The following is a 25,565-nucleotide window of genomic DNA, read 5'->3' on the forward strand; positions in this document are numbered from 1 at the left end:
GTGCCCAACCAGGACCGGTTGGGGACAACTCGTAGATACGCCCGATCAGGTGGCGAGGCTCAGCGGGTCTCGTCCACCAGCCACCCCAGATACCGCGGGCTGCCGCCGCTGATCGGCATGACCACCACCTCGGGCAGGTCGTAGGTGTGGCGCACGTTGAGGAACTCCTCCAGCGCACCCGCCCGATCCGCCGGCGTCTTGCACTCGATCCGCCACTCGGTCCCGGTCTGCACCTCACCCTCCCACCGGAAAACGCTGGTGATCGGGCCGACGATCTGGGCACATGCGGCGAGCCGGGCCTCGACCGCGCTTGCGGCGAGCGTGCGGGCAGCGGCCTCGGAGTCGACCGTCGTGAGGACGACGACGTGGTCAGCAGGCATGGCCGCACCGTACCGCACCCGGATTCCGGAATTCGGTGCGCCGAAAAAAATAATCAGCCGGCCCTGCACGGCCTATTCACGCGGACGTATCCGGCAATTCGAGAAACCCATCAGCTTGCCCCATTCTGAACCCGTCCTTTATCGTTGCAGCGAAAGGGGGTGTCACGCTCATGTCTTCCGCTCTGATAGCGCTTGCCAGCGCGTTCGGCCTGGTCCTCGCTGTCGAACTGCCGGACAAGACGCTCGTTGCCACCCTGGTGCTGACGACCCGATTCCGCGCCTGGCCGGTATTCGCCGGGGTCTGCGCGGCATTCGCTCTGCAATGTGTTATCGCGGTCGCATTCGGCAGTATGCTCACCCTGCTTCCGGACGCGTTGGTTTCAGTGCTGGTCGCTGTGATGTTCGGCATCGGCTCGTTCATGTTGCTGCGCGAAGGCTTCCGCGAAGGCGACGAAGCAGGCGAAGACGCTTCGCGCTCAGGCCCGACCCAGCTGTCCTTCCTCCGCTCCGCGCTGACGTCGTTCGGAGTGCTGTTCGCAGCGGAGTGGGGAGACGCCTCACAGCTTGCGACAGCCGGCCTCGTCGCGCGCATCGGCAACCCCGTCGCGGTCGGCATGGGCGCCTTCGTCGCGCTGGTGTCCGTCGCCGGGCTCGCAGTGTTCCTCGGCGCCAAGATCCGCAGCCGGATCCGGCCGAAGCTGATCCAGCGCGTCGCCGGGTTCGTCTTCGCCGGCTTCGCAGTGTTCGCGTTGGCCCAGTTGATGTGGTGACCGCTCTACGGTGGTTTCACAGGAACAGCAGCTAACCTCTGCACAACCCATGGATGAGGGCAAGGTGAACCGGCGATGAAGCCGGGCCTTGCCCTTTGCCATGATCGCAGAGGAGCAACCCGTGCCGACATCCGCGATCCCGCGTACGGCCGTGTCCCCCGTACACGGCCGGCTCGCGCTCGTGGGTATTGGTGTCGCCGTAGTGATCGCAGCCGACCTACACCTGCGGCTGTCGACGCAAGTCAGCCCGGTGTGGCAGACGCTGTCCGAGTACGTCTACGGCCGGCTCGGCGACCGCTCGGCGGCACCGCTGTTCGGCACCATGTGCCTAGCGCTCGCCCTGGGATCACTCGCGCTGCTCGCCGGGCTGGTGCGGGCACGGCGTTCCCCCGCCGTCGTCGTGCTGCTTGGCGTGTGGTGCGCGGGCCTCACAGTGTGTGCGACGGTCCCGGTCGATCCAGACGGACAAGCGCGCACCTTCGACGGACAGCTGCACAACGTCGCCGCGCTCACCGCATTCCTGGCACTGCCGACAGCCGCCTTGCTACTCACCCGTCGCGGCCAGTTGACCTGTCCGTGGGAACAGCGCCGTACGGCAATCCGCTGTCTGGCCCTGGGTAGCTTCGCGAGCGTCGCAGTGGTTCTCGGCGGATTCGTGCTGACGCTGCTCACCGACCCGACGCAGCAAGAGGTGACGCTCGGCCTGTTCGAGCGCCTGCTGTTCACCGTCGACCTGGCGCTGCTACTCACCATGGTGCGGCCACTGCTCGCCGTCTCCCGGAAGGCTTAAGCCTCGACGCGCAGTACCTCGGCAAGCTTCTTCGCCGCGGCCACGACCCGCGGCCCGACGACGCTGCTGTCGAACTGTTCCAACGAGACGACGCCAACGCTCGCGCGTAGCCCAGCGACGCCGCGGACCGGCGCAGCCACGCCCGACGCACCGGCTTCGAGTTCGCCGGTGGAGCTGACCCAGCCGTCGCCGCCAGGTCGCAACGCCATCGCACGCCCTGCCGCGCCCACGTTGAGCGAGTGACGGCTGCCCACGCGGTAGGCAACGTGGTAGTTCGTCCAAGACGGCTCCACCACGGCGACAGCCTGCGCCTGATCGCCCTGCGCCACCGTCAGGTGCGCTGTCGCACCGACAGCCTCCGCAAGCTCGCGAAGCACCGGACGAGCTGCTTCGCGAAGCTGAGGGAGCACCTGTCCGGCGAGACGCAGTACGCCGATGCCCAACCGCACCTTCGCGCCGTCGCGCCAGATCAGGCCACGCTCGGTCAACGGAACCAGCAGCCGGTACACCGCTGCCCGGCTGGCACCGATCGTGACCGCCAGTTCGGAGATGGTCGCCGCCTGATCTCCCGAGTCGGCCACCGCCTGCAACAGCGCCAGCCCCCGATCGAGGGTCAGCGACCCCTCCCGGCTCACAACAGCTCGAGTTCGCCCAGATCGGCTACCGGCTCGTCGAACGAAGCCGCCGCGTACGACGCGAAGAGCTCTCGAACCGACTTCGCAGCCGGCTCGGGCAACGAGCGTGCTTCGTCGGCCAGCGACTGACCGTCCGTCGATTCCAGCGCTTCGCGCACGTCGCCGCCCGACAGGCAGCGCGCGGCAGCGACGAGGATGTTGAGGAAGCCGTGGTGGGTGAAGCCGCTATCCGGGTCGACGTGCCGGACCGCGCGGTGCAGGCTGTTCGTCGCCTTGAACGACGCTCCGGGCGCGCCGCTGACCACCGACAGGAAGTCCGCGACCTCGTCCACGCTGGGGAAGTTCTCACCCGCCTGTCCGCCACAGCGGATCTTCGGCCAGCTGCCGTGCTCGATCACCTTGCGTACGCCGTCCAGCCAGCCGACGCCGCGACGCGGCTCGACCACCCGGATGACGTCCTCGGGCACGAATTCCGAGACCCGCTCCAGCCACACCTCGTCGACGTCCGACGGCGCGGGCATCTCCACCATCCGCAGCGACAGCAGCTCACTGCGCGACTCGACGATCGAGATGGCCTTCGGCACGCCGCCGAGGCCGGTATCGATGATCAGGGACAGCGGCAACGGCTCCTTCGGCTTGATCTTGATCAGCTCGGTGATCAACTCGGGCAACCGGGAAGCCTGGCAGAGGAAAACTCCGAGCACCCCCGCGTGTTCTCCGGTGCGCGAAGCGAAGTGCGCACGGAGAGCGTCGGGCATGGCGGCGTCCGCGGGCGGGAACAACGCCGAGTCATCGACGAGCCGCGCGAACAGGGGCGGAATTCCACGAGGGCCGGGGGGCGTGAGTTCCACAGCGCTTGACACGACTGACACGCTAGTAGCGTACGACATGAGGACAAAATCGTTCGCTCTGCGGACACCCTCAGCGAGCCCCGAAGCCAGGCATCCAGGCCTCCCGTGGCGGACCCAACCACAGCTCGTACCCCCTGAGTGAACCCCTCGGGATCCACCCTTCCCAAGACCGGGATAGTCAGGTTAGGCTCACCTAAGTAGGAGGTGAGCCGTGACCGAGGCCCCGACATCCGTCCGCCGCCCGCCCGCGCCGAACCCCGCCGAGCGGGCCAAGACGATCGCGACGCGAAACGGTCCGGCGACGATCATCCCGACCGTCGAACGCGCCGGCTGCGACGTCGAACGTGTGACCCCCGTGTTGCATCACGTGCACCACAGCGGCAGCGTCAGCATTCTTCTGCCGGATGAGCACCCGATGGTGCAGGCATCCCGGCAGTCTCAGCGCGGCGAGCTCGCCGTCATGGTCGAGCTCGCCGACCACGCCCCGGTACCGCTGCGGGAACCGATCCGCGGCCTGCTGTGGATAACCGGGTGGCTCCGGCCACTGACCGCGGTCTCGGCGCGGGCCCGCGCGATCGCGATCGCCGACGAGCGACCGGACTACCGGCTGCTCGACGTCGGCCACGGCGTCACCCTGCTCCGGCTGACCCCGGCGTCCCTCGTGCTGGCGGACGCGGAGGGCACGCACTCGCTGCGCCCGCACATGTTCAGCGCGGCCCCACCGGACCCGTTCCACGATTACGAGGCCGAGTGGTTGCGGCACTTGGAAAGCGACCACCCCGACGTCGTGGACCAGCTCGCCCGCCACCTGCCTCCGCAGCTGCACGGCGGGCGCATCCGCCCGCTCGGCCTCGACCGCTTCGGCCTGCGTCTGCGCGTCGAATCCGCGACCGGCGACCACGACGTTCGCTTGGCGTTCTCCCGGACGGTCGAAGGCCCTCCGCAGCTGGCTGCGGAACTCCGCCGTCTGCTCGGCTGCCCGTTCCTGCACCACCGGCATTCCAGCGGCTGATCAGCCGTCCCCAAGCTCCGGCGGGAAACCACCGGTCGCCAACGGCCCCCAGCGTTCGATGGTGATGCGGATCAGGCTCTTCCCCTGCGTCCGCATGGCCTCGCGGTACTCGTCCCAGTCCGGGTGCTCGCCCGAGATCGCGCGGAAGTACTCCACCAGCGGCTCGACCGAATCCGGGAGATCGAGCACCTCCGCGGTGCCGTCCACCTGGACCCACGGACCGTTCCACTCATCGGACAGCACGCACACCGAGACCTTCGGCTCGCGGCGGAGATTGACGACCTTCGCCCGCTTCGGGTAGGTCGCGATGACGATCCGGCCCCGGTCGTCGACCCCGCAGGTGTTCGGCGACAGCTGCGGACGGCCGTCGGCGCGGGTGGTGACCAGGATCGCGCGGTGGCGGGACTTGAGGAACTCGACGAGTTCGGCCCGCTCGACCTTCGTGTTGGTGGCGATAGTCCTCGGCATAACCCGACGGTAGCGTGCGGTCATGAGCACCACAGAGCGATCGGGCCTGCGCTCCTGGCTTCGGCCCGCGCTGCCGGATTTCCCGGCGCAGGTCACCGACCCCGGGCAGCGCCGGGCGATCAAGGTCGAACTGGTGCTCGTCTTCGGCATCACCCTCGGCCTGTCCGGGGCGCGCAGCCTGCTGTCCCTTATGGACTCTCTGCTCCGACCGGTCCCGCTGGCACAGCAGCAGGCCCAGCTGAACGTCCCGCGGGCCGCGGCCAGCCTGCTGGACCTGCTCCAGCAGCTGCTCAACGCGGCGCAGCTGATCGGCTGGGGCGGGCTCGGCCTGTACCTGCTCTGGCGGGCCGGGGTGAAGCTGCGCGACCTCGGCCTCGACCGCCGCAGCCCGCGTTTCGACACCCTGGTCACGATCGGTATCGCCGCGGTGATCGGGATTCCCGGCCTCGGCCTGTACTTTCTCTCGTACCATCTCGGCTTCAGCCTGGCGGTCCAGCCCTCCACTTTGGACAGCAGCTGGTGGCGGCCGATCGCGCTGACCGCCTCCGCCTTCGGCAACGCGTTCGCCGAGGAGGTGCTCGTCGTCGGGTACCTGCTGACCAGGTTGCGCCAGCTCGGCGTCCGCGAGAACGCCTCGCTGCTCGGCGCGGCCGTGCTGCGCGGGTCGTATCACCTCTACCAGGGCTTCGGCGGATTCGCCGGAAACCTGGTGATGGGACTGGTTTTCGGCCGGGTCTGGCAGCGCACCAACCGGCTGTGGCCGCTGGTGGCCGCGCACACCCTGTTCGACATCGTGTCTTTCGTCGGGTATTCGCTGTTGAAAGGCCACGTTTCCTGGCTCCCGTGACGCGCGCTCATTAGGCTCGCCTGGTGAGCGAGATGACAGCACCACCACGAGTGGACAGCGAAGTCGGGCCTCTCCGTGCGGTTCTGCTGCACCGACCGGGTAACGAGCTCAAAAGGCTGACCCCGCGCAACAACGACCAGCTGCTGTTCGACTCGATCCCCTGGGTGGATCGGGCACAGCAGGAGCACGACGCATTCGCCGAGGTATTGCGCAGCCGCGGCGTCGAGGTCCTGTTGCTCTCCGACACGCTCCGGACCGCGCTCGAAGATCCCCGGGCGCACGCCGCGGGCGTGCACGCGGCGGTGGACGACCGCCGGCTGGGCACCGATCTGGCGGACTCGCTGAGGTCGCACCTGGCGTGCGTCGACGCGCGCAGCCTCGCCGAAGTGCTGATGGCCGGGATGACCTTCGAGGAGCTGCCTTCGGCGGAAGGCGCGTCGCTGGTGCGGATGATGCACGGCCCGCGCGACTTCGCCGTCGACCCCCTGCCGAATCTGCTATTCACGCGCGATTCGTCAGCGTGGATCGGAGACCGTGTCGCCATCTCGTCGCTGACCATGCCCGCTCGGATGCGGGAGACGGCGGTGCTGGATCTCGTGTACGCCTACCACCCGCGGTTCCGGCATGCGGCACGCGCGTACGGCGCGCATTCCGCACCGATCGAGGGCGGCGACGTGATGCTGCTGGCGCCCGGAGTTTTGGCCATCGGCGTCGGTGAACGCACCACTCCGGCCGGCGCGGAATCATTGGCGCGCTCCGTTTTCGCAGACGGTCTCGCACATACTGTCGTCGCGGTGCCGATCGAACAATCCCGCGCGACAATGCATCTCGACACCGTATGCACAATGGTCGATACCGACGCCGTGGTGATGTATCCGCTCGCGCGCGATTCCCTCACCGCTTTCACTATCCGGCCGACTGGCGACGGCGGGGTAAAAGTAGCCGGCCCCGCGCCATTTCTCGACGCGGCCGCCGAAGCAATGGGGATCGAACGGCTGCGCGTGATCGATACCGGCCTCGACCCGGTCACCGCCGAGCGCGAACAATGGGACGACGGCAACAACACACTCGCACTCGCGCCCGGCGTGGTCGTAGGGTACGAACGGAACGTGGAGACCAACGAGCGGCTGACCGCGGCGGGCATCGAGGTGCTGCCGATCACCGGCTCCGAACTCGGCTCCGGCCGGGGCGGGCCGCGGTGCATGTCCTGTCCGGTCCGGCGGGATACCGGCACCACCCAAGTTAGCCTTTCCTCATCAATCCTCAATCATTAAGGGAAGGCTAACCGAAATAATCACCGTGGCTCATTAGGAATGGTAAACCTAATAGGGTGGAGATCACCAGATCACAGTGGAAAACAATGGCTCCGTGTCGTACCGTGATGGACATGGCCGTCACGAAGAAAGAACCCCGCTCGAAGTTCTACGAACTGCTGCAGGCGCAGATCCACAACGAGTTCAACGCCGCCCAGCAGTACATCGCGCTGGCCGTCTGGTTCGACAACGAGGATCTGCCCCAGCTCGCGAAGCACTTCTACCAGCAGTCGGTGGAGGAGCGTAATCACGCGATGGCGCTCGTCCAGTACATGCTCGACCGCGACCACCACGTCGAGATCCCCGGCACCAGCGAGGTCCGCAACGAGTTCTCCGCGCCGATCGAGCTGATCGAACTCGCCCTGGAGCAGGAGAAGGAGGTGGCCGCGGACATCTCGGCGATGGCGCGGGCCGCCCGGGCCGAGGAGGACTACATCAGCGAGCAGTTCACGCAGTGGTTCCTCAAGGAGCAGGTGGAGGAGATCTCGCAGATGTCCACGCTGCTCACCGTCGCCCGCCGCGCGGGTGAGAACGTGTACGAGATCGAGAAGTTCCTGCACCGCGAATCCGTCGGCGACAGCGGCGCCGCCGATGCCGCCATGCCCCCGGTCGCCGGTGGCGCACTGTAAGCAGCACAGACTCCGGAGCCCGGGTTGTCCACATGTGGACAACCCGGGCTCTTGTCATGACGGGATTTGTCCACCTGTGGATGCCGCACTGCGATTCTGGGGATGGCCGGGGCGAGCCGACGTGCCCATCCCCAGCACGGGATGGGCACGCCAGGTGGCCAGACCAGGTGATCGCACCGGGGTCTCACCGGATGCTCAGACCAGATGGCCACACCGGGGTCTCACCGGATGTTCAAACCAGATGACCACACGGGATGTCACGCCGGACGTTCAAACCAGATGACCACACCAGATGGTCGCACTGGACGTTCAACCAGATGACCGCATCGGATGCTCAGAGCAGGTGATCGCAGTGTGGTCGCGCCAGGTGGCCACACGACGGATGATCACGCCAGATGGTAACGCCAGGTGATCAGAGCCGGGGGTCAGTTCAGGCAGGACTGCGCCGCCGTGCGGACCTCGACGCTTTGCACCGCCCCGTTCGAGCTGAGGGTGAACCGGTAGGTGCCTTGATCGCCGGTCGGAGAGACCAGGGCGCCCGAGGCTTCCGACGTACCGGGATACGCGGCGGCGACGTCGTCCTTCGTCGAACCGTCGCCGACGCCTTCCGGAGTGTGCGCGGCGCCGACCGGCTTCACCGCGACCACGCCTTTACCGGAGGACACCACCGCGGTCGCCGCGGGAACACCTGCACCGGTGACGTCGTAGTACTTGCAGCCCGAGGATTCCTTCACCTGTGTGAGGGTGACGCCCTTGTCCGCCAGCTGTTGCTCGCTCATCCCCAGTTGCACAGCGCCGAGACCGCTGGCTGTCACCAACGCGCCGGACAACGCCGGGACGGTCGTTCGGCCGGGCGAGGGCTTCGACGTCCCTGGCTTCGACGGTTCGAGCGAAGAGTGCATCTCGGCTGACGGAGGCGGCACCGCGACCGCCGACGACGACGGTTCGGGCTCCTTCGACGTGGTCGACGGGGGTGCCGACGATGAAGTCGGTGCCGCAGACGCGCCACTGGCCGCCGCCGGCGGGGCGGACACCGCGACACCGGTGTCCTGCGTGCGCAGCTGGAACGCGACGAGGCCGCCGGCACCGATCGTGAGCACGCACACCACGCCCGCGGCCGCGTTCAGCATCCGCCGGTGACGACGGCGACGGGCCACACCCGCCACGATCACCGACGTGGCGTCATCGGCCGGTTCGACGGCGAGGCGTTCGTCGGCGAAGAGGGTGCGCAGCCGCTGGTCCAGCTCGTCTTCGGGTCCGGTCACCCCGCCTCGCTCCCTTCCTGTTGCCCCAGCTTCCCCCGCAACGACGCGATCGCCTTGCTCGCCTGGCTTTTCACCGTCCCCTGGCTGATGCCCAGCGCCTCGGCAATCTCCACTTCGGACAGTCCCTCGTAGTAACGCAGCACCAGCACCGTGCGTTGCCGTGGCGGCAGATTCCGCAGCGCCTGCCACAACGGCTCGTGCTCGAAGGGATCCTTCGGCGCGCACGGGCTGGTCTCCGGCGGATCCGCGACGAGACTTTCCCGCCGCGTCCGTCTCCACCGGCTGACGTGCGCGTTCGCCATGGACCGCCGCACGTAGGCGATCGGGTCGCCGGTCTTCTGGTAGACGTTGGCCCAGCGGGTGCCGATCTTTTCGAGCACGGTCTGGACGAGGTCCGCGGCGTCGTGCGGATTGCCGGTCAGCGCGTGGCCATACCGGAGCAGGCCGGGCAGCGCGGCCCGCACGAAGTCGGCGAAGTCGGCCTGCCGCGCCCCGTCGACCTCGCGCTCCGTCCACACCTGGCCACCACCCGCGACGAGCGATGCGGCTGCCGTCACCGTATCGCCCCCTCCCCGGATGGCCTTGCCGGACGGCGGTTCCCCGTCATCCTCAGCACGCATGGGCGCCCCCGCAGGTTGTCCACACCCGCGTATTACTTTCCGTACACTGGAGATGACTCTCAGCGCAGCGAAAGCGACGCGGGCAGCTTCCGCAAACCGTTCGGCTCAGTTGGGAAATCGTGGACCGCGACCACAGCGTTTCGCGGAACGGGCCCGTAAATGTGCGGAAACCAGATTCCGTCCGGGTGCGGCGGGGCGCCGTCCTCCCAGCGGACCGGTGCAGGCACCAGCGCTGGATCGATTTCGAGGAGCACCAGATCGGTGCGATCCCGGTAGATCCGGTTGGCTGGCAGAACGGCGGTGCCCGGGTCTGAACAGTGGATGAACCCGACGTCATCGAGGGACGGCGCACGATATTCGCCGCCGGCGGGCACCGCCGCCCATTCGTCCCGGCTGCAGATGTGGAGGATCACGGACCAATCGTCGCATCGCATTGCCCGCATCGAGTTGTCCACCGGTGGACAACTCCGTACGGCGTCGATTACTTCGGGTGCAAAAGCTGTGAAGGGACCCTTCACAGCCTCAGAGTCCGTGAAGGTCCCTTCACAGACCAGCCGGGGGGCGGTTCGGCTTAGCTGGCCGAGGGGTCAGCGGATGGTGAGCTGCCGTCCGATCAACCCGTCGCGGGCCCGGCGTTCGGTGGCGTTCAGTGGTTCGGCGTCGAGCGACTTGAGGGCCTCTTGGAGGCGGGCGCCGAGCTGGTCCTTCGGCTCCGCCCACTCGCGTGCGTGGGCCTCGGGGTCGAGGTCCCAGACCGGAACCAGCAGGCCGTGCGCCCGGAACGAACCGGCGTAGCGGGTGCCCTCGCCGAGGCCGAGCGTGCCGCCCGCGGACAGGCGTGCAAGCGCTTGCAGCAGCAGGTTCTCCGGTTCGGGCCGGACCCAGCGCAGGTGCGCCTTCTCCCCGGCGAGCACCCAGTAGGCGCCGGCGCCGAGCCGTTCGGTCGGCATGATCGCCGCGTTGGCGCGTTCGAGGGAGACCGCGACGTCACCGCTGGCGTCCGCGTCGTCCGGGAGCCACCAGCCGAAGTCGGTGTGCAGGGCCACTTCCAGCTCAGCGCTGGGCGTGAGCAAGTCCTGAAGCCGGCTGTGCTCGTCGGGGTCGGTCGGCGTCGTCGTGTCCGGTACGGACAGCACCGCGCCCGGCTCGGCATCCTGCAACCAGCGCAGCGCACGGCCGAGGTCCCGGCTGATGTCCGACGAACGAGTCTGCACCTGAAGCCCGAGGTAACGCTCCCCGTCGGACCGGACGAACGCCGCCGCGGCCATGGGCAGCACCGTGCCGAGAGTAACGTCGCCGCCGTCGGCGAGGGTCAGCTTCGCCGTGGCCGACGGGACGAACTCGCGTAGCGCGATCAGCTCCGGTTCGGCCGCCAGGCCCTCGAAGGGCTGGCCGACGAAGACGTCGCGCACCTTCGGCTTGCGGTCCTGCTTAGGACCCTTCTTACGCGCGCCCTTACCCACTGCAGCCTCCTCAAAGCTTCGACGCCCGACGCTATCGAAGCGGCCGCGTACGGAGGCGCGCGGGTTAGAGTCGGCCAGTGTTCGACCCTCGCGATCCTGCGTTCCTCGCCGACCCGTACCCAGCCTTCGCCGCGTTGCGCGCAGAAGCAGACGTACACCACCACGGAGGCCTGAACCTGGCGATCGCGGTTTCGCACGCGGCCTCGGCGGCAGTACTACGGCATCGCGGGCTCGGCCGGATCTGGACCGACGCCCAACCGCTGGAGCGGTTCGCCTCGTTCAACCTCCTGCACCGCAATTCCCTCCTGGAGAACGAACCTCCAGCGCACACCCGGTTACGCCGGGTGATTGCCGGCGAGTTCGGCCGGGGTCACGTGCAGCGGCTGCGGCCGATGGTCACCGACCTCGCCGAGTCCATGGTGGACACGCTGGCCGGCAAGATCGCCGCGGACGGAAGCGCCGACCTGCTCGAACATCTCGCGCAGCCGCTGCCGGTAGCGGTGATCGCGGAGCTGCTCGGTGTGCCGATCGAGGCCGGGCCGCAGCTCGTGGCCTGGAGCAACGCCATCGTGAAGATGTACGAGTACGGCCTGCCGGAGTTCGGGCGCGACGAAGCCGAGCAGGCCGCCGCCGAATTCGTCGACTACCTGCGTGACGTCGTGCGCAACGGACCTGGCGGCATCGTGCGGGATCTGACGGCCGGCGAGCTGAGCGCGGACGAGGTGGTCGCGACGGCGGTCCTGCTGCTGATGGCGGGCCACGAGGCGACTGTGAACGTGATCGGCAACGGCGTGACGGCTTTGCTCACTTACCGTGACCAGTGGGAGCGGCTGAAGTCCGCGCCCGCGCTGCTCGACTCGGCCGTGGAAGAGCTGATCCGCTTCGACGCGCCGCTCCAGCTGTTCGAACGCACCGCGACCGAAGACGTGGAGATCGCGGGTTTCCGGGTGTCCAAGGACGAGAAGATCGGCGCGCTGCTCGGCGCCGCGGCGCGGGATCCGAAGGTGTTCGACGAGCCGGACCGGCTGGACATCGGCCGGTCGCCGAACGCGCACCTCGGCTTCGGCATGGGAATCCACTATTGCGTCGGCGCGCCGCTGGCCAGGGTCGAGATCGCCGCGGCGCTCACCGCGCTGACCACCCGGCTGCCCGGACTTCGCCTGGCCGCGATGCCGCAACGGCGACCGGAATTCGTCATCCGAGGCTTGCGGACGCTGCCGGTGACCGTCTGACGGAGTGGCTTCAGCGCGCAGCACCCACCGGACGTGCGGTGCGCAGCTGCGGCTCGGGTGCCCCATCGACCTTGAGGACGCGCATCTCGCGCAGCCGGTCCGTGGCGATCGGGATCAGCAGGCGGGAAAGCCGGCGGATGACCAGTGCCGTGGCGATCGCCAGGCCGGCCGCAGCCAGATCGGTCAGCGCGACCAGGACCACGCTGTCGGCCATCGCCTGGACACCGGAGTGGGTGCGCCAGATGATCGTCGCGGCGAGCAGGACCCAGTTCACCAGCCACACGGCCCACCACACCAGCACCAGCCGGCTCGGCTTCGGACGCTCGTCGCGGGGGCGGCGCAGGACGCTGTGCTCCAATTCGCCGACCACCGACAGTGCGAGCGGCAGGTTCGCGAGCGGCACCAGTATCCCGACGAGTACCTGCCAGACCGGACGGGCCGGACGCTCGTCGGCCTGTTCGGCAGCGGCCTGCCGGGCGACCAGCAGCCACCAGACCGACAGGCCCGCGGGCAGCAGCGACATGATCGTGGTGAGCAGGCCCGCCGTGACGACGAACGCGTCGGAAAAGGCGACCACGTCCGTGTTCAGCGCGGAGTTTCGGCTCTGCACAAGGAGCACATAACGCCAGATCTCGGCCCCGGCAGCGATCACCGCGAGAGCCGCGAACGTCCAGAGGATCGTGGCGAGGCTCTGCGCGAGGACCGGGATGCGCTCGATCGGCCGGACCCTGCCGGAAGCCGTCCCCGGCACGGTGGTCGGCCGGCGCCACACGAGATTCGGGAATCCCCAGCGCGGCGTCGTCGGGTACGACGGCGGGCCGGCGTACGGCGTCACTGGCACCGCGCGGCGCAGACGAACCGCTCCCGGCGGCGGCGAGGCGACCCAGCGCAACCGGGCCGCCGTCCGACGCTGCGGCGTCTGCGGGGCGGCGGAGCGGTACACGTGGCCCTGCGGCGCGGCCGTGAACGGGTGCGGATAGCCAGGTGACTCGGTGAATGACGACGTCATCCCAGTGATCGGCGCACGTGCAGCGGTCACGTGATCTTCTCGCCCAGCGTAGGCGGTTTGTGGAGCTGCCTGCCCCGGCAAGCCGGGGTGGGCGAGATCCGGCCGACCTGCGGACGGGCCGCCGGACGCCGGCGGACGACCGGCGGCACCATCGCCACCTGGGCTCAACGGCCTCGCGGCCTCGCCGTTGGCGGGGTCGGGGGCTCTGCCGGGCTCAGAGGGCGAGGACATCCGTCAGAGGACCTCGGGGGTCGCATCGGGGTTTTCGGCCACCATGTGGCGGCCTTCCCGGGCCCAGGCACCCATGCCACCGGCTACGTTGACCGCGTCCCAGCCGGTGGCGTTCAGCCAGGCCGCAGCGCGGGCCGAGCGGCCCCCACTGCGGCAGATCACGTACACCGGCTGGTCCTCGGGCAGCTTGTCCAGCTCGCCCACCCTCGACGGGAGTTCGCCGAGCGGGATGTGCAATGCGGCCGGGGCGTGCCCGGCGGCCCATTCGTCGTCCTCGCGGACGTCGAGCAGGGCCAGGCCGTCTTTGGGCAGGTCGCGGACCTCGGAGGTCGGCAGTTCGGCGGGACTCACCACAGTTCCATGCTCCCATGTCGTGACGTTGTGCGCGTGTGAGGAACGCTAACGCTCGTGCTCCGCGCGCAACCGTCCGGCCGGCGCGTCCAGCCGATGACGCGCGTCCCTACCCGGAGGCTGTGAAGGGAACCTTCACAGCCTCCGATTCCAGGGTGTCGGCAAAGTCGGTCGGGGACCCGGCAGTGGGCGATGCGGAGGTGTGTGCGACCACCTCGTGGCGTGCGCCGGACCGGTTTCGGGTCTGTGAAGGGAACCTTCACAGACTCAGAGTCCGTGAAGGGTCCCTTCACAGACCTCTACACCGACTTTGCCGGAACCCTGACCCGGAAGGCTGTGAAGGGAACCTTCACAGCGCTGTAACCTCCGCTACCACCGCCGGTCGGGTGAGGCGGCGCTACGCCTTGCGGTGCCGTCCCCGGCCGGTGCGGGCCTTGTCGTCCACCTGCCCGAACCGCGCGACCACCCGGTCCTGCACCAGACCGAGCGGATCCGGTGCGTGCAGCCGCAGCATGATGTCGTTCACCAGCTCCGGCCGTCCGGACCGGGTCAGCCTGCTCACCACATAGGTCACCAGGAAAGCGGCGGGCACCGAGATCAGCGCGGGCTGCACGGTCCACCACGGCGGCACCGTCCCGGTGTATCCGCACACGGTGTCGTAGATCAGCGCGGCGAGCACCGAACCACCGCCGGCGATCATCCCGGCCATCGCGCCCGGCCAGCTGAGTTTGCGCCACCAGATGCCCAGCAGCAGCAACGGGCTGAACGTCGAGGCGGCCAGCGCGAACGTAATCCCGATCGAGAGCGAGAGATCCTCGGTGCGGACCAGGAAGGTCAGCGCGAGCGGGCAGAGCGCGACGAGCACCGTGGCCACCCGGAAATCCCGGATCCGGCCCGGCAGCAGATCGGTGAACACCACCCCGGCCACGCTCATCAGCAGGCCCGAGGAACTCGACAGGAAGGCCGCGAACGCCCCGGCCGCCACGATTGCGCCGAGGAGTTGACCCGGCAACCCGGGCAGCAGCGCACTCGGGAGCATCAGCACCGCGGCGTCCGTATCGCCGGTGACCAGTAGTTGCGGCACGTACATCCGGGCGAGCGCACCGAGCATCGTCGGGAACAAGTAGAACAGGCCCAGTAGCAACAGCACGTGCACAGTGGTGCGACGCGCGGACCTGCCGTCCGGGTTCGTATAGAAGCGCACGAGCACGTGCGGCAGGCCCATGGTGCCGAGGAACAGCGCGAAGATGAGCGAATATGTCTGCAGCAGGTCAGTGATCTTGCCAGATGCCGGATGTAGCCAGGTGTCGTTGGTCGCTGGTATGTCACTCACGACCGGCACCGGCGTGCCCGCGGCGAATTTCAGCGTGGTGCCCGAGGCGACCTTGTGCGGCACGGCCGGTGACCAATGCGCCGCACCGCGCGCCGGGCCGTCGTCGATCTCACCGTAGGCGTAGAAGTAGGTCTCGGTGTTGACCTTCACCGTCACGTTCGTCTTGACCGAGACGGTGGTGTCCTTCGGGAAGACGGGCGGCGCCGGCGCGCCGAGCGAACGCATCCCGGCTGGGCCGCCGCCGGCGAAGAAGACCATGCACAGCACGAAAGTCGGCACGGCGATCGCGAACAGCTTGAGCCAGTACTGGAATGCCTGCACCAGGGTGATCGCCCGCATCCCGCCGAACATCACGTTCGCCCCGACGAGCACCGTCACCACGACTGCGCCGGCCCAGGCGGGCGCTCCCGGCACGATCTCACCGAGGGTGAGCCCGGCGCCCTGCAGCTGGGGCACCATGTAGAGGATGCCGATGAACACCGCGAACGCCGTCGCGAAGCGGCGCAGGCCGAGCGAGCCGAGCCGCATCTCCACGAAGTCCGGCAGGGTGTAGGCGCCGGACCGGCGCAGCGGCGCGGCGACGAACAGCATCAGCGCGAGATAGCCGGCGGTGAACCCGATCGGGTACCAGGTGGCGTCCGCCCCGTCCTTGAGCACGATGCCCGCGACGCCGAGGAAAGAGGCCGCGGACAGATACTCACCGGAGATGGCGGCGGCATTTCGGCGCGATCGCACTGTGCGCCGGGCGACCAGGAAATCGTGCGTGCTGGTGGCCGAACGCGACGAGTGGTGCCCGAGGTAGTAGGTCACCAAGGCGACCAGCACGAGGCCGGCCACCGCCCACGGGTTCAGCTCCACGGCTGGAATCCTCGCACGAGTACCCGGTTCGGCAATGCCCCGCCACCGGGGACTTTTCGCCGGTGGGCCTCAGTTCTCGATCATGTCCACGAAATCCCGTTCGTGCCCTTCGGCCAGCCGGTTGTACCAGAGGCCGACGGCGAAGAGGAACGGAAACGGCAGCAGCCCCAGCAGGATCCACGGAACCGGGATGCCGATCACGGTGAACCGGGCGAAGCCGGGCAGCAGGAAGAACAGCACCGGCAGCGCGCCGAGCACCCCGACCACCAGCACCGCCAGCAGCACCGAGGTCCGCAGCTGGGCCTTCACCAGGTCGCCGACCAGCCGTTTTCCCCAGCTGGTCTGCTCCTCCAGTTCGATCCGGCCCCGCATCCGACCCGGGACCTGCCGGGCGTCGGCGAGCACCACCCGCTCCCGTTTCGGCCGCACATGCGCCGGTTCCCCGGCCCGCAGCGGCTCCGGAGCCGGCGGCACCGGCTCCACGATCGCGCGCTCCTCCTGGCGCGTGCCCAGCGTCGGGTCCGGTTTGCGGACGCCGTTCGCCAGGCGGTGGTAGGGGTCTTCGGAGGAGGTCACCACGGGCTAGCCACCCCGCCCGGTGCCGACCAGGCGGTCCTTCAGTGCGCGGGTGTGCCGTCTGCTGACCGGCAGGACCTTCTCCTCGTTGCCGATCACCACCTGGTAGCCGCCCTGCCCCATCCGCAGCTCGGTGATCAGCGGCAGCGCGACCAGGAAGGACCGGTGGATCCGCACGAAACCGGCTTTCTCCCAGCGTTCTTCCAGCTGGGCGAGCGGGATGCGGACCAGGTGGCTGCCCTCGGTGGTGAACAGCCGCGCGTAGTCGCCCTGCGCCTCCACCCAGCGCACCGAGGAGCGCGGGATCAGCTTCGTGGTGCCGGCCAGCTCGACCGGGATCACCTCGTCGTCGTTCTTCACCGGCTCGGCGCCCGCGCCCGGGGCCGGTGCACCGGCCAAGGCTGCGAGCTTCTCGCGCACCCGCGAGACCGACCGGTCGAGCCGGTCCTGCTGGAACGGCTTGAGCACGTAGTCGACCGCGCCGAGGTCGAAGGCGTTCACCGCCTCCTCCGCGTTCCCGGTGACGAAGACCAGGATCGGCGACGGGTTCATCGCGGCGATCACCCGCGACATCTCCATCCCGGACAGCCCGGGCATGTTGATGTCCGCGAAGACCGCGTCGACGGTCGGCAGCCCACGGGCCCGGCGAGCGACCAGCTCCGGATCGTCATGCGAGAACAACCGCAGCGCGTCGGAGGCGTCGGAGGCGCTGAACACCCGGTGCACGTGCGGGTTGTTCTGCAGGCCGTGGGTCAATACGTCCAGCCCCTTCAGCTCATCGTCCACAGCGAGGACGATGAGCTGCCGGGTGTCTTCGTGAGCACTCACAGTGAAATGCATCCTGCCGACAGCCGAGTGCAATGTCCAGCCCCCGACTGGCTCTACAAGCCGTACCGCGACCACGCCGCCTTGGTGCTCACCGCGTCGAGCACCGCGCTCGCCGCCGCCGGCGCACCCAGCCCGAGCCGGGCCAGCAGTGGTTTCTTGGGCTCCGCCACGGCGATCTCCGCGTCCGGGTACCGCTGCTCGATGACCTGCCGCAGCGAGCCCAGTCCGTCGATCAACCCGAGGTCGAGGGCCTTCTGCCCGAGCCAGACGTCGCCGGTGAACAGATCCTCGGAGTCGGTGAGCCGTTCGCCGCGGCGCTCCCGGACCCAGGCGACGAAGAGTTCGTGCAGCTGGCCGTGCATTTTCTTCAGCCACTCGACGTCTTCGGGCTTCTCCGGGCTGAACGGGTCGAGCCGGGACTTGTTCGCGCCCGCGGTGTGCAGCCTGCGCTCGATGCCGAATCGCTCCAGCAGCCCGGTGAACCCGAACCCGCCGCTGATCACGCCGATCGAGCCGACCATGGACGTGCGGTGCGCGAAGATCTCGTCGGCCGCGCAGGCCAGCCAGTACCCGCCGGAGGCCGCGAGATCCTCGGCGAAGGCGAGCACCGGCACGTTCTTCTCGTCGGCCAGCCCGCGGATCCGCTCGGCGACCAGGCCGGACTGGGTCGGCGCGCCACCCGGCGAGTTGATCTGCAGGGCGACCGCCTTGAGCCGCTCGTGGCCGAACGCGCGGGTGAGCGCCGATTCGAGCCCGGCCAGGTTGATCGAGCCGCGGGCCAGGGGCGACGGCGTCGGGGTGATCACGCCGTGCAGCTTCACCACGGCGACCACGTCCTTGCGCTCGCCGCGATCACCGAGCACGGGCAGGCGGGCGGTCAGTTTGTCGGCAACGCTCATCTGCCAAGGCTAACCAGTTCAGTGGGTGGGCAGCATGCCCGAACGCGAGCCGTGCACGGAGTCGTGCTCCTCCTCCGCCTGCGGCTGAGGTTGCGGCGCGGGCTGCGGTGGCACGTCCGCGGAGTAGTCCGGCATGTTCGGCCGCACCCCGAGCTTGAACTTCGGCACGCGCAGGGTCACCTTCATCCCGGCGCCGGGCGCGGTGTCCACGGTGAGCGCGTAGTCCTCGCCGAACACCTGGCGCATGCGCTGGTTGATGTTGCCGAGACCGACGTGCGCACCGGTGCGGTGCGCGTTCTTCAGGTCGGTCAGCTGCCGCGGGTCCATGCCGATGCCGTCGTCCTCGACGCTGATCACCGCCTCCTGGCCGCGGTCCTCGGCGATCACCGTGACGCATCCGCCGCTGGGCTTGCTGGCCAGCCCGTGCTTGACCGCGTTCTCCACCAGCGGCTGGATGATCAGAAACGGCACCACGACGCTGAGCACCTCGGGCGCGATCTTCATCCGCACCTCGAGCCGGCCGCCGAACCGGGCGTTCTCGATGGTCAGGTAGCGGTCGATGTTGCGCAGCTCCTCGGCGAGCGTGGTGTACATGCCGGAGCTGCGGAACGAGTAGCGGGTGAAGTCGGCGAAGTCCTGCAGCAGTTCGCGGGCCTCTTCGGGATCGGTGCGGATGAGCGCGGAGATCGTGTTCAATGCGTTGTAGACGAAGTGCGGTGAGATCTGCGCGCGCAGCGCCTTGATCTCCGCCTGCTGCAACTGGTTTCGCGATTCCTCCAGCCGCGCGAGCTCGAACTGCGTGCAGACGAACTGGCCGACCGCTTCGGCCATCTGCACCAGCTTGTCGCGCGTGCGGCCGACCACGATCAGCGTCGCCTCCGCCTCGCCCTCGACAAGAATCGGCACGATCGCGGCGGTCTTCATCTTGCAGGTGCCGCGGTGGTTGCACGGCATCTTGTTGTGATCGGCGACGGCCCGGCGGTGCTTGCGCAGCGCGGTGCCGACGTCTTCCACGAGGTCGAGGTAGTGGTCGGTCGCCTCGCCGGCCCAGGACAGCAGCGTGCCCTCACTGTCGGTGATCCCGACGGCGAGACAGTCGAGCACCTCCAGCAGCTCGGCGGTCATCCGGTTGGCCGCGTCCTCTTCGAGCCCGGCCCGCAGGTTCGGCGTCGCCTTGGACATCCGGTGCACGGCCTGCAGCACCGCGTCCTGGATGACCCCCTTGGGCCGGCGCGCCTTGAAGACGAGGGCCAGCACCACGATCACCAGGATGCCGACCAGTGCCCAGGGCACGACCTGCGCGAGAGGGAAAGCGGACACGCCGTCCATGCTCTGCGCTCGACCGACCGGGTGCAAGGTTTGCTTCCCACTTTCTGCCCGGGTGCTGTCCAGGCGCGATGACCGAGCGTGGACAAACCCTACCGTCGCTCCCGGTTAGCGTGAGGACCTTGCACCGACTGGGTGACTGACCTGGCCCTGGGTCACCGTCAGACGGAGGCCCGGTCCCGATGCCGACGACTGTCCGCAAGTAACGAGAGGGACCTTCACGACCTGGTTACTGCGGACGGGGGGTTGCGGTGCCGCGGGCGTGGCGCGAAGGGCGTGCTCTTGGGTGTTGGAGTGGATATCGGTGTGCCTGATGGCGTCAGATGATGTGGACATGCGGATGTTGGAGGCATGCGCACGTCTCGATGTGAGGGTCATGGGGGGGATTGCTGGCCGATGTCGGGTGTATCGCGCTCGCAGCGACGCTCAGGCTCCGTGGGCATGCCGGGCGCATGGGGTTGATGATCCGTCGTTTCGTGGCGATGTTGTGGTGCATTGGTGGGTGCGGGGTGGGCAGCACTGCACCACCCCCGCCCGGACCACTTCACCGAAACCCACCTCGACTGGGCCACCTCACCGGGCTACTTCAGAAGGCGGGACATTCGCCGGTCCGCCAACGGTTTGCCGCCGGTCTGGCAGGTCGGGCAGTACTGGAAGGACTTGTCCGCGAAGGAGATCTCCCGGATGGTGTCGCCGCATACCGGGCAGGGCAGGCCGGTGCGAGCGTGCACCCGGAGGCCGGATCGCTTCTCGCCCTTGAGCCGGGCGGCCTTCTGGCCTACCGAGCGTGCGACGGCGTCCGATTCGATTTCGTGGATCGCCTCGGCCAGCACCTCCAGGGCGGCCTCGTCCAGTTTGCCGATCGTCGCGTACGGGGAGAGTTTCGCGCGATGCATGATCTCGTCGGAATACGCGTTGCCGATACCGGCGATCAGGGACTGGTCGGTCAGCGCCCACTTCAGCCGAGTGCCCTTGCCCGCGAACAGGTCACGCAGCTGCGGCGCGTCCACGGCCAGCGCATCCGGGCCCAAGCGGGCCACGCTCGCCACGGCCGACGGGTCGGGCACGACCCACACCGCCAGGCCCTTCTTCGTGCCTGCCTCGGTCAGGTCGAAACCCGGGCCGGACGCCGACTCCAGATGCACCCGCAACGAGATCGGGCCCTTCCCCGGCTTCAACGGTGCCGGGGCCAGCGCGTCCGACCAGCGCAGCCAGCCCGCCCGCGCCAGGTGCACCACCAGATGCAGCTCGCCGAGCACCACGTCCAGATGTTTACCGTGCCGGGTGGCGCCGGTGATCTCACGGCCGTGCAGCGCGGTATAGGGCGGATCCGCCGTCTTCAGCACGCTCAGCGACGCCACATCGAGCCGGAAAACGGTGCTGCCCACCGCGTTCTCCCGCAGGTAGTGGGCCAGCGCTTCGACCTCGGGCAACTCGGGCATGCCCCCAGTCTCGCTCGCCGGGAGCGTTCCGGCCAGGCCTATTCGACCGGATGCAGTGGCCCGTCGAAGTCCGGCAGCGAATGCTTCTGGATCGTCCTGGAGATCCGCTTGACCTCGCCGGACACCGTGAACATGCCGCGGATCGTGCCCACCCAGCGCTCCGAGGGCCGCTCACCCGCCGCATCGCCCTCGGTCTCCGCGACCACCGTCCACGGCCTGCGCAGGATCCAGCGCAGCGGGAAGAACAGCATCACCAGCACGATCGCCAGGTACACCCAGGCAGGCACGCGCACCTGATCCGGGGTCCACGCCACCAGCGACACCGCGAGCACCGAGGTGACCGCGATCATCGCGATCCCCGGACCGTAACTGCCCGCCACATCGTGCTCGAAATCGTCCGCGGTGGCGGGGGCACGCCATTCCATCTGGGCACGGACCACCCAGTCGCGGCCGTCCTCGCCGCGTACCAGCCGGTTCATCAGTTGCCTCCCGGGCGACGCTGAAGCTCGGTCAACGCTACCGTGCCCGCACGGTGCAGCGCGAGGTGCTCACGCAACGTGTTCACCGCTTCGTCCGGTTTTGGCTGTTCAGGGCTTCGCGTGCGGAACGGAATCGGCCGAATCGGTGACGTCTTTCCGGGCACCGGGCGACGACAACGCGGCCTTCGGACCGGTCGGCGTGCTGGTCACCGAGGGTGGCAGGTACGACTCCGGCGAGGGTAAGTAACCCGAACTCGGCGGCGGGAAGGACTTCGTGGCACCGGTGTGCCCCGGGACGGGCTGAGTCGATTCGATCGACGGGACGCTGTCGGTGGTGACCGAACCGGACGGATCGGTGTCCGATCGCGACTCGGTCGACGTTTTCCGGGTGGGTGGAGCGGCCTTCGTCGAACTGCCCGGCAGATCGTCCCGCCGTGCCGGATCGGGCACCGACGAGGACGGCGCGGCGGGCACCGAGGTCAACGGAGTGGGCAGGCTCGGCACCTCGTTCGCACCGAGGTGCGCGCCCTCGGGCTCCCGTTTCGGACCCATCTCGCGAGCCGCGCCGTGCAGCATCCCCGTGACGGTCCGTGGACCTTGCCGGACCTGCGGGGACAGCCGCGGTGACGGCGGTTGCAGCGCCAACTCCGGCGCCCCGCCGCCGAGGCCGATGTTCTCCACCGGACGGGACCCGAACACCAACGGCCCCGCAGTGACACCGGCCGCGCCCGCCGCGACAGTCGACGCCAGCGCCATCCCGACCTTCATCTTCGAGCCGAACACCAGGCTCTTCACCGCGGCCACGACCCCGCCGCCGGCCTTGCCGATGCCGATCAGCGCGGGCATCGCGACCACCAGCACCTCCGCGTGCGCCCGCAACGTCGAGCACACGTCACGCAATTCGTCCTGCGTCGCCCGGCACGACGCGCAACCCAGCAGGTGCGCCCTGATCCGCTCGGCCTCGGCGCCGGTCACGCTGCCGACGGTGAACCCGCCCAGCTTCTCCACCACCGCACGGCAGGTCTCCGGCCCGCGATTCACCGAAAGATGCGCCTGCAGGTACGCCGCGCGCAGCCCCTGCCGCGCCCGCCGCGCCAACGCGGCGGTGGCGTTGGCGGAAAGCCCGAAACTCGGCGCGACCATGGCGGGCTGCTCACCCTCCACCTCGGTCTGCCACAACACCGTGCGCCACCGCTCGGGCAGGCTGGTGAACGCCGTGGTGATCAAGGTGCGCTCGGCGGCATGCGCATGCGTGTCCGCGCCCGCACCGGCGCGAAAAGTCAGCTCGTCATCGCTGACCGGCACATCACGACGCGCCCCGTGCCACTCCCACGAGACCCGGCGGGCGACGGTCAGCAGATACGCGCGAAGGTAGTTGCGCGGCCCGGCACCGCGACGCAACGCCTGCAGCACCCGGAAAAACGTCTCCGCGGTGATGTCCTCGGCTTCGGACCGATCCGCCGCCAGGCTCGCGGCGAGTCTTCGGACCGCCCCGGAATGGAGTTCGAACAGCTCCCCGAACGCCGCGTCCTCGCCCTCGCGGAGCCGCTTCAGGAGTGCCTGTTCATCGGATTCCGAGGCCGCTGGTGGCGGCGCCGTGCCCAGCTCGGTCATCCGGCAAGGCACCTCCTCCCCGAAGGACTCACCATTCGGTCGAATGGGGACACCATACGGAGAGAGCAGCCCCTCGTCACCCCTTGTACGCCCGACGTGACAATCGCGCCACCCCGTCACAGCAGGTCGACCCGTCGCCCGGGGGCCCCGAAAGTGTCCGCCATCGCCCGGTATAGAGTGTGTTCAACACCGAGCACCACATGGTTAACGCGGATGTAGCGCAGCTGGTAGCGCATCACCTTGCCAAGGTGAGGGTCGCGGGTTCGAATCCCGTCATCCGCTCAGGGTCTGGGGTCACTGTGTCCACGGGGAGCGTGGACGGGTGGCCCCTTCGCCATATTGCCCGGGGGCCGAGCCCCCGGAGCCCCGGCGGTGCGGTGGGGGCGTAGGGATGTAGCGGAGCGCAATCCCGAATGGTGAGTTGACTGCGCAGGTCTTTGAGCGCCGGTGACGTGGCCGGGTCAATCTTGGAGTGCCGGTGGGCTTGTGGACGGGTGGCCCCTTCGCCATATTGCCCGGGGGCCGAGCCCCCGGAGCCCCGGCGGTGCGGTGGGGGCGTAAGGATGTAGCGGAGCGCAATCCCGAATGGTGAGTTGACTGCGCAGGTCTTTGAGCGCCGGTGACGTGGCCGGGTCAATCTTGGAGTGCCGGTGGGCTTTGCGGAGTGAGTCTTGGAGCGCTGTCGAGGTGGCGAACCAGATCTTGGGATGACGGTGGGATCCGGACTGCCTCCGTGCCGGACACCTCCGGTCCCCTGACGTTGTCACGGTACGAGGCGGCGCATCTGCCCGCTCCGGAATTCCCGAAGCCACCGCACCAGGAGCCGGGTCACCGGCCGCAGACGCCACGCGGCTGACCGCAGGACGGCGTTTGCCCGCCGGGGGGCGGCGGGCAACGGCGATCGCTCAGAGCTCGTAGGAATCCAGGACGGTTGGCGCGACGGGTGTCAAATGTGGGTCGCGTTGCTCGGTGACCTGGCCGCGGGCCATCCGGAACACCCGGAACTCGTTGTCACACTCGGGATCCTGGTCGTCCCACACGTGCAGCAGGCCGTACGAGCCGGGGGCCAGCTCACCGACCCTCGCGAAGGTCTCCAGCAACTCCGGCGAAATCGCGCCGCCGTGCTTGTCCAGACCACCGAGATGCAGCATCGGCAGCCCGGAACTCCACCGGAGGTCGACGAGATCGAGCGTGCCGGCATCGCGGAGGGTGCGGTGCACGCGGTCGACGAGACGCTCCAGCAGCGCCGCGTCGTCGTCGCCGCTCGCGGTAGTGGCGATGGTCACCCAGCCGTGGTATTCGAACACGCTGGAAACGGTAGCAGCGCCAAGATCAGCGGGTCAGCGCCGACGGCCTGCCGTCGCGGCGGAGCACCGTGCTGAGCACCCCTTCGCCGTGTTTCTCCACGGCGGGCAGGAGTTCGGCGCCGAACACGCAGAGCGTGCGCTCCCACGGGTGGCCGAGCGTGCCGTACCGGAAATCCCCGGCGAGGAACAGGTGGTAGTCGCCGCGGGGGAACACCGGCACCGGCCACGTGTCGCTGCCGGACATCCGGTGCGGCCAGAACTTGAACGACTGGTGCTGCCAGTGCAGCACCCACAGCCACTCGTCCGGTGCGACGGTCTCCTTCAGCGCGGCCAGCACGATCCGCGCGACGTCGTGCTCCTCGACCGCGTACGGGCCGAGGCGGAACTCCGCGGAATCCCGGAGGTACTCCCCCGTGGACAGATCCCAGGTGGCCGACGGCGCGGGCTCGCGAAACCCCGGCCAGTCGTGCGCGAAGGTGCTCGGCCAGAAGCCGAGCTTCTCGTGAACCCAGTACCAAGCAGGTTCGTCGACCACTCGGGAGAGCGGTTCCCAGGCTGCAGCAGCGTCCACTTGTCGACCTCGAAGTCATCCGCCGGGCTCGAAACTGCGCAAAGCTTCGTTTCCGGGGACCGGATTGTCCAGTCCACGTCCGGGCCGCAGTAGTTCCGCCACTCGACCGGGTGAAATCGCTGGTCTGCGCCCTCACGCCGCGTACCAGAGGGTGAGGAACGCGGACGCCTCGCTGAACGCCCACGGCCGCAACCGCTGCGGGGCACTGGTCGGCAACGTGAATTCCTTCGCCCGGCGCACGTCGACCACGAGCGCCTCGCCGCCCGGCAGCAGCGCCGGCATTCCCTCGGTGAGCAGCCACAACGCGAGCGCGCACCGCGTTGGCCGCCCGGCGGTAGTAGTTGAACGCCGCGCGCGCCGGGTCTTCGTACTGCCGGCGCTGCCGCCGGACGAACGACGACCGCGACGGGCCGCCTTCCGGTCATGGGACACCTGATGTTTCCCCGGAACACGACCAATTTTAGAA

28 protein-coding genes and 1 tRNA gene are annotated in these 25,565 nt (G+C 68.8%); 8 read left to right on the plus strand and 21 right to left on the minus strand.

What is annotated here, in order from left to right; translation table 11 throughout:
* Window positions 1-59: 59 nt before the first annotated feature.
* Window positions 60-380 carry a divalent-cation tolerance protein CutA gene (gene cutA / locus D5S19_RS02540; RefSeq protein ID WP_120021799.1) on the minus strand — a complete coding sequence of 107 codons (321 nt, stop codon included), beginning with the start codon at window positions 378-380 and terminating at the stop codon, window positions 60-62.
* Window positions 381-550: 170 nt separating this feature from the next.
* Here cutA and D5S19_RS02545 point away from each other — a divergent pair, with 170 nt between their 5' ends.
* Together D5S19_RS02545 and D5S19_RS02550 are read left to right on the plus strand one after the other, a co-directional pair.
* Complete coding sequence (locus D5S19_RS02545; RefSeq protein WP_199730294.1) at window positions 551-1,150, plus strand: TMEM165/GDT1 family protein; 600 nt, start codon at window positions 551-553, stop codon at window positions 1,148-1,150.
* 121 nt (window positions 1,151-1,271) lie between these two features.
* A complete protein-coding gene (locus tag D5S19_RS02550; protein ID WP_233573677.1) occupies window positions 1,272-1,940 on the plus strand; it encodes a DUF998 domain-containing protein in 669 nt (222 codons plus the stop codon).
* On the opposite strand, the gene D5S19_RS02555 is transcribed toward D5S19_RS02550, so the two are convergent.
* Window positions 1,937-2,575, minus strand: coding sequence for an IclR family transcriptional regulator (locus D5S19_RS02555; RefSeq protein ID WP_120021705.1), 639 nt, complete (start codon window positions 2,573-2,575; stop codon window positions 1,937-1,939). The two genes, D5S19_RS02550 and D5S19_RS02555, sit on opposite strands and share 4 nt — an antisense overlap.
* Entirely contained in the window at window positions 2,572-3,426 is an 855-nt protein-coding gene (locus D5S19_RS02560; protein ID WP_267901061.1) for a hypothetical protein, read from the minus strand. The genes D5S19_RS02555 and D5S19_RS02560 overlap by 4 nt, the downstream gene beginning before the upstream one ends.
* Before the next feature lie 211 nt (window positions 3,427-3,637).
* On the opposite strand from D5S19_RS02560, the gene D5S19_RS02565 reads away from it, so the two are divergent.
* A complete protein-coding gene (locus D5S19_RS02565; RefSeq protein ID WP_120021707.1) occupies window positions 3,638-4,438 on the plus strand; it encodes a DUF2470 domain-containing protein in 801 nt (266 codons plus the stop codon).
* Here D5S19_RS02565 and D5S19_RS02570 read toward each other — a convergent pair whose 3' ends face one another.
* Window positions 4,439-4,906 carry a PPOX class F420-dependent oxidoreductase gene (locus D5S19_RS02570; RefSeq protein WP_120021802.1) on the minus strand — a complete coding sequence of 156 codons (468 nt, stop codon included), beginning with the start codon at window positions 4,904-4,906 and terminating at the stop codon, window positions 4,439-4,441.
* Between the two features lie 22 nt (window positions 4,907-4,928).
* On the opposite strand from D5S19_RS02570, the gene D5S19_RS02575 reads away from it, so the two are divergent.
* The 3 genes from D5S19_RS02575 to D5S19_RS02585 all read left to right on the plus strand — a co-directional run bounded on the left by D5S19_RS02575 (window position 4,929) and on the right by D5S19_RS02585 (window position 7,695).
* A complete protein-coding gene (locus D5S19_RS02575; RefSeq protein ID WP_120021708.1) occupies window positions 4,929-5,753 on the plus strand; it encodes a CPBP family intramembrane glutamic endopeptidase in 825 nt (274 codons plus the stop codon).
* Between the two features lie 50 nt (window positions 5,754-5,803).
* On the plus strand, window positions 5,804-7,027 hold the full coding sequence (locus D5S19_RS02580) for an arginine deiminase (protein ID WP_199730311.1): 1,224 nt from the start codon (window positions 5,804-5,806) through the stop codon (window positions 7,025-7,027).
* Window positions 7,028-7,140: 113 nt separating this feature from the next.
* Window positions 7,141-7,695, plus strand: a complete 555-nt coding sequence (locus D5S19_RS02585; RefSeq protein ID WP_199730295.1) for a ferritin — start codon at window positions 7,141-7,143, stop codon at window positions 7,693-7,695.
* 425 nt (window positions 7,696-8,120) lie between these two features.
* On the opposite strand, the gene D5S19_RS02590 is transcribed toward D5S19_RS02585, so the two are convergent.
* The 4 genes from D5S19_RS02590 to D5S19_RS02605 form a co-directional block, all read right to left on the minus strand.
* The gene (locus D5S19_RS02590) at window positions 8,121-8,960 is read right to left on the minus strand and encodes a hypothetical protein (RefSeq protein ID WP_120021711.1); all 840 of its coding nucleotides are present in this window, start codon (window positions 8,958-8,960) and stop codon (window positions 8,121-8,123) included.
* Window positions 8,957-9,517 (minus strand): SigE family RNA polymerase sigma factor, encoded by a 561-nt coding sequence (locus D5S19_RS02595; RefSeq protein WP_233573678.1) that lies wholly within the window; start codon window positions 9,515-9,517, stop codon window positions 8,957-8,959. The genes D5S19_RS02590 and D5S19_RS02595 overlap by 4 nt, the downstream gene beginning before the upstream one ends.
* Before the next feature lie 122 nt (window positions 9,518-9,639).
* Window positions 9,640-9,993 carry a DUF952 domain-containing protein gene (locus D5S19_RS02600; protein WP_199730313.1) on the minus strand — a complete coding sequence of 118 codons (354 nt, stop codon included), beginning with the start codon at window positions 9,991-9,993 and terminating at the stop codon, window positions 9,640-9,642.
* A gap of 174 nt (window positions 9,994-10,167) precedes the next feature.
* Window positions 10,168-11,043, minus strand: coding sequence for a DUF5926 family protein (locus D5S19_RS02605; RefSeq protein ID WP_120021713.1), 876 nt, complete (start codon window positions 11,041-11,043; stop codon window positions 10,168-10,170).
* A 77-nt stretch (window positions 11,044-11,120) separates the two neighbouring features.
* Between D5S19_RS02605 and D5S19_RS02610 the strand changes: the two genes are divergently transcribed.
* Window positions 11,121-12,275 (plus strand): cytochrome P450, encoded by a 1,155-nt coding sequence (locus D5S19_RS02610; RefSeq protein ID WP_120021714.1) that lies wholly within the window; start codon window positions 11,121-11,123, stop codon window positions 12,273-12,275.
* Window positions 12,276-12,285: 10 nt separating this feature from the next.
* Here the strand turns inward: D5S19_RS02610 and D5S19_RS02615 are convergent, their stop codons facing one another.
* The 10 genes from D5S19_RS02615 to D5S19_RS02660 form a co-directional block, all read right to left on the minus strand.
* Window positions 12,286-13,284 carry a DUF4328 domain-containing protein gene (locus tag D5S19_RS02615; protein WP_120021715.1) on the minus strand — a complete coding sequence of 333 codons (999 nt, stop codon included), beginning with the start codon at window positions 13,282-13,284 and terminating at the stop codon, window positions 12,286-12,288.
* A gap of 234 nt (window positions 13,285-13,518) precedes the next feature.
* The gene (locus tag D5S19_RS02620; protein WP_120021716.1) at window positions 13,519-13,869 is read right to left on the minus strand and encodes a rhodanese-like domain-containing protein; all 351 of its coding nucleotides are present in this window, start codon (window positions 13,867-13,869) and stop codon (window positions 13,519-13,521) included.
* A 394-nt stretch (window positions 13,870-14,263) separates the two neighbouring features.
* Window positions 14,264-16,057, minus strand: coding sequence for a sodium/solute symporter (locus D5S19_RS02625; protein WP_120021717.1), 1,794 nt, complete (start codon window positions 16,055-16,057; stop codon window positions 14,264-14,266).
* A 69-nt stretch (window positions 16,058-16,126) separates the two neighbouring features.
* Window positions 16,127-16,636 (minus strand): hypothetical protein, encoded by a 510-nt coding sequence (locus D5S19_RS02630; RefSeq protein ID WP_456061896.1) that lies wholly within the window; start codon window positions 16,634-16,636, stop codon window positions 16,127-16,129.
* A 3-nt stretch (window positions 16,637-16,639) separates the two neighbouring features.
* Window positions 16,640-17,473 carry a LytR/AlgR family response regulator transcription factor gene (locus tag D5S19_RS02635; protein ID WP_199730296.1) on the minus strand — a complete coding sequence of 278 codons (834 nt, stop codon included), beginning with the start codon at window positions 17,471-17,473 and terminating at the stop codon, window positions 16,640-16,642.
* A 41-nt stretch (window positions 17,474-17,514) separates the two neighbouring features.
* Window positions 17,515-18,360 (minus strand): S49 family peptidase, encoded by an 846-nt coding sequence (locus tag D5S19_RS02640; RefSeq protein ID WP_120021718.1) that lies wholly within the window; start codon window positions 18,358-18,360, stop codon window positions 17,515-17,517.
* 18 nt (window positions 18,361-18,378) lie between these two features.
* Window positions 18,379-19,689, minus strand: a complete 1,311-nt coding sequence (locus D5S19_RS02645; RefSeq protein ID WP_120021719.1) for a sensor histidine kinase — start codon at window positions 19,687-19,689, stop codon at window positions 18,379-18,381.
* Window positions 19,690-20,267: 578 nt separating this feature from the next.
* Complete coding sequence (locus tag D5S19_RS02650) at window positions 20,268-21,128, minus strand: Fpg/Nei family DNA glycosylase (protein ID WP_120021720.1); 861 nt, start codon at window positions 21,126-21,128, stop codon at window positions 20,268-20,270.
* A gap of 38 nt (window positions 21,129-21,166) precedes the next feature.
* The gene (locus D5S19_RS02655) at window positions 21,167-21,607 is read right to left on the minus strand and encodes a DUF983 domain-containing protein (RefSeq protein ID WP_120021721.1); all 441 of its coding nucleotides are present in this window, start codon (window positions 21,605-21,607) and stop codon (window positions 21,167-21,169) included.
* Window positions 21,608-21,715: 108 nt separating this feature from the next.
* Window positions 21,716-23,221, minus strand: coding sequence for a sigma-70 family RNA polymerase sigma factor (locus D5S19_RS02660; protein WP_120021722.1), 1,506 nt, complete (start codon window positions 23,219-23,221; stop codon window positions 21,716-21,718).
* 209 nt (window positions 23,222-23,430) lie between these two features.
* Here D5S19_RS02660 and D5S19_RS02665 point away from each other — a divergent pair.
* Window positions 23,431-23,503, plus strand: a tRNA-Gly gene (locus tag D5S19_RS02665).
* Window positions 23,504-24,126: 623 nt separating this feature from the next.
* Here the strand turns inward: D5S19_RS02665 and D5S19_RS02670 are convergent.
* From D5S19_RS02670 to D5S19_RS02680, 3 genes are all read right to left on the minus strand, one after another.
* Window positions 24,127-24,528 carry an immunity 7 family protein gene (locus D5S19_RS02670; RefSeq protein WP_120021723.1) on the minus strand — a complete coding sequence of 134 codons (402 nt, stop codon included), beginning with the start codon at window positions 24,526-24,528 and terminating at the stop codon, window positions 24,127-24,129.
* Window positions 24,529-24,553: 25 nt separating this feature from the next.
* Window positions 24,554-25,063 (minus strand): DUF2716 domain-containing protein, encoded by a 510-nt coding sequence (locus tag D5S19_RS02675; RefSeq protein WP_199730315.1) that lies wholly within the window; start codon window positions 25,061-25,063, stop codon window positions 24,554-24,556.
* A 168-nt stretch (window positions 25,064-25,231) separates the two neighbouring features.
* Window positions 25,232-25,531, minus strand: coding sequence for a hypothetical protein (locus D5S19_RS02680; RefSeq protein WP_233573679.1), 300 nt, complete (start codon window positions 25,529-25,531; stop codon window positions 25,232-25,234).
* Window positions 25,532-25,565 lie beyond the last annotated feature (34 nt).

This window comes from Amycolatopsis panacis (assembly GCF_003600245.1).
Lineage (GTDB): Bacteria > Actinomycetota > Actinomycetes > Mycobacteriales > Pseudonocardiaceae > Amycolatopsis > Amycolatopsis sulphurea.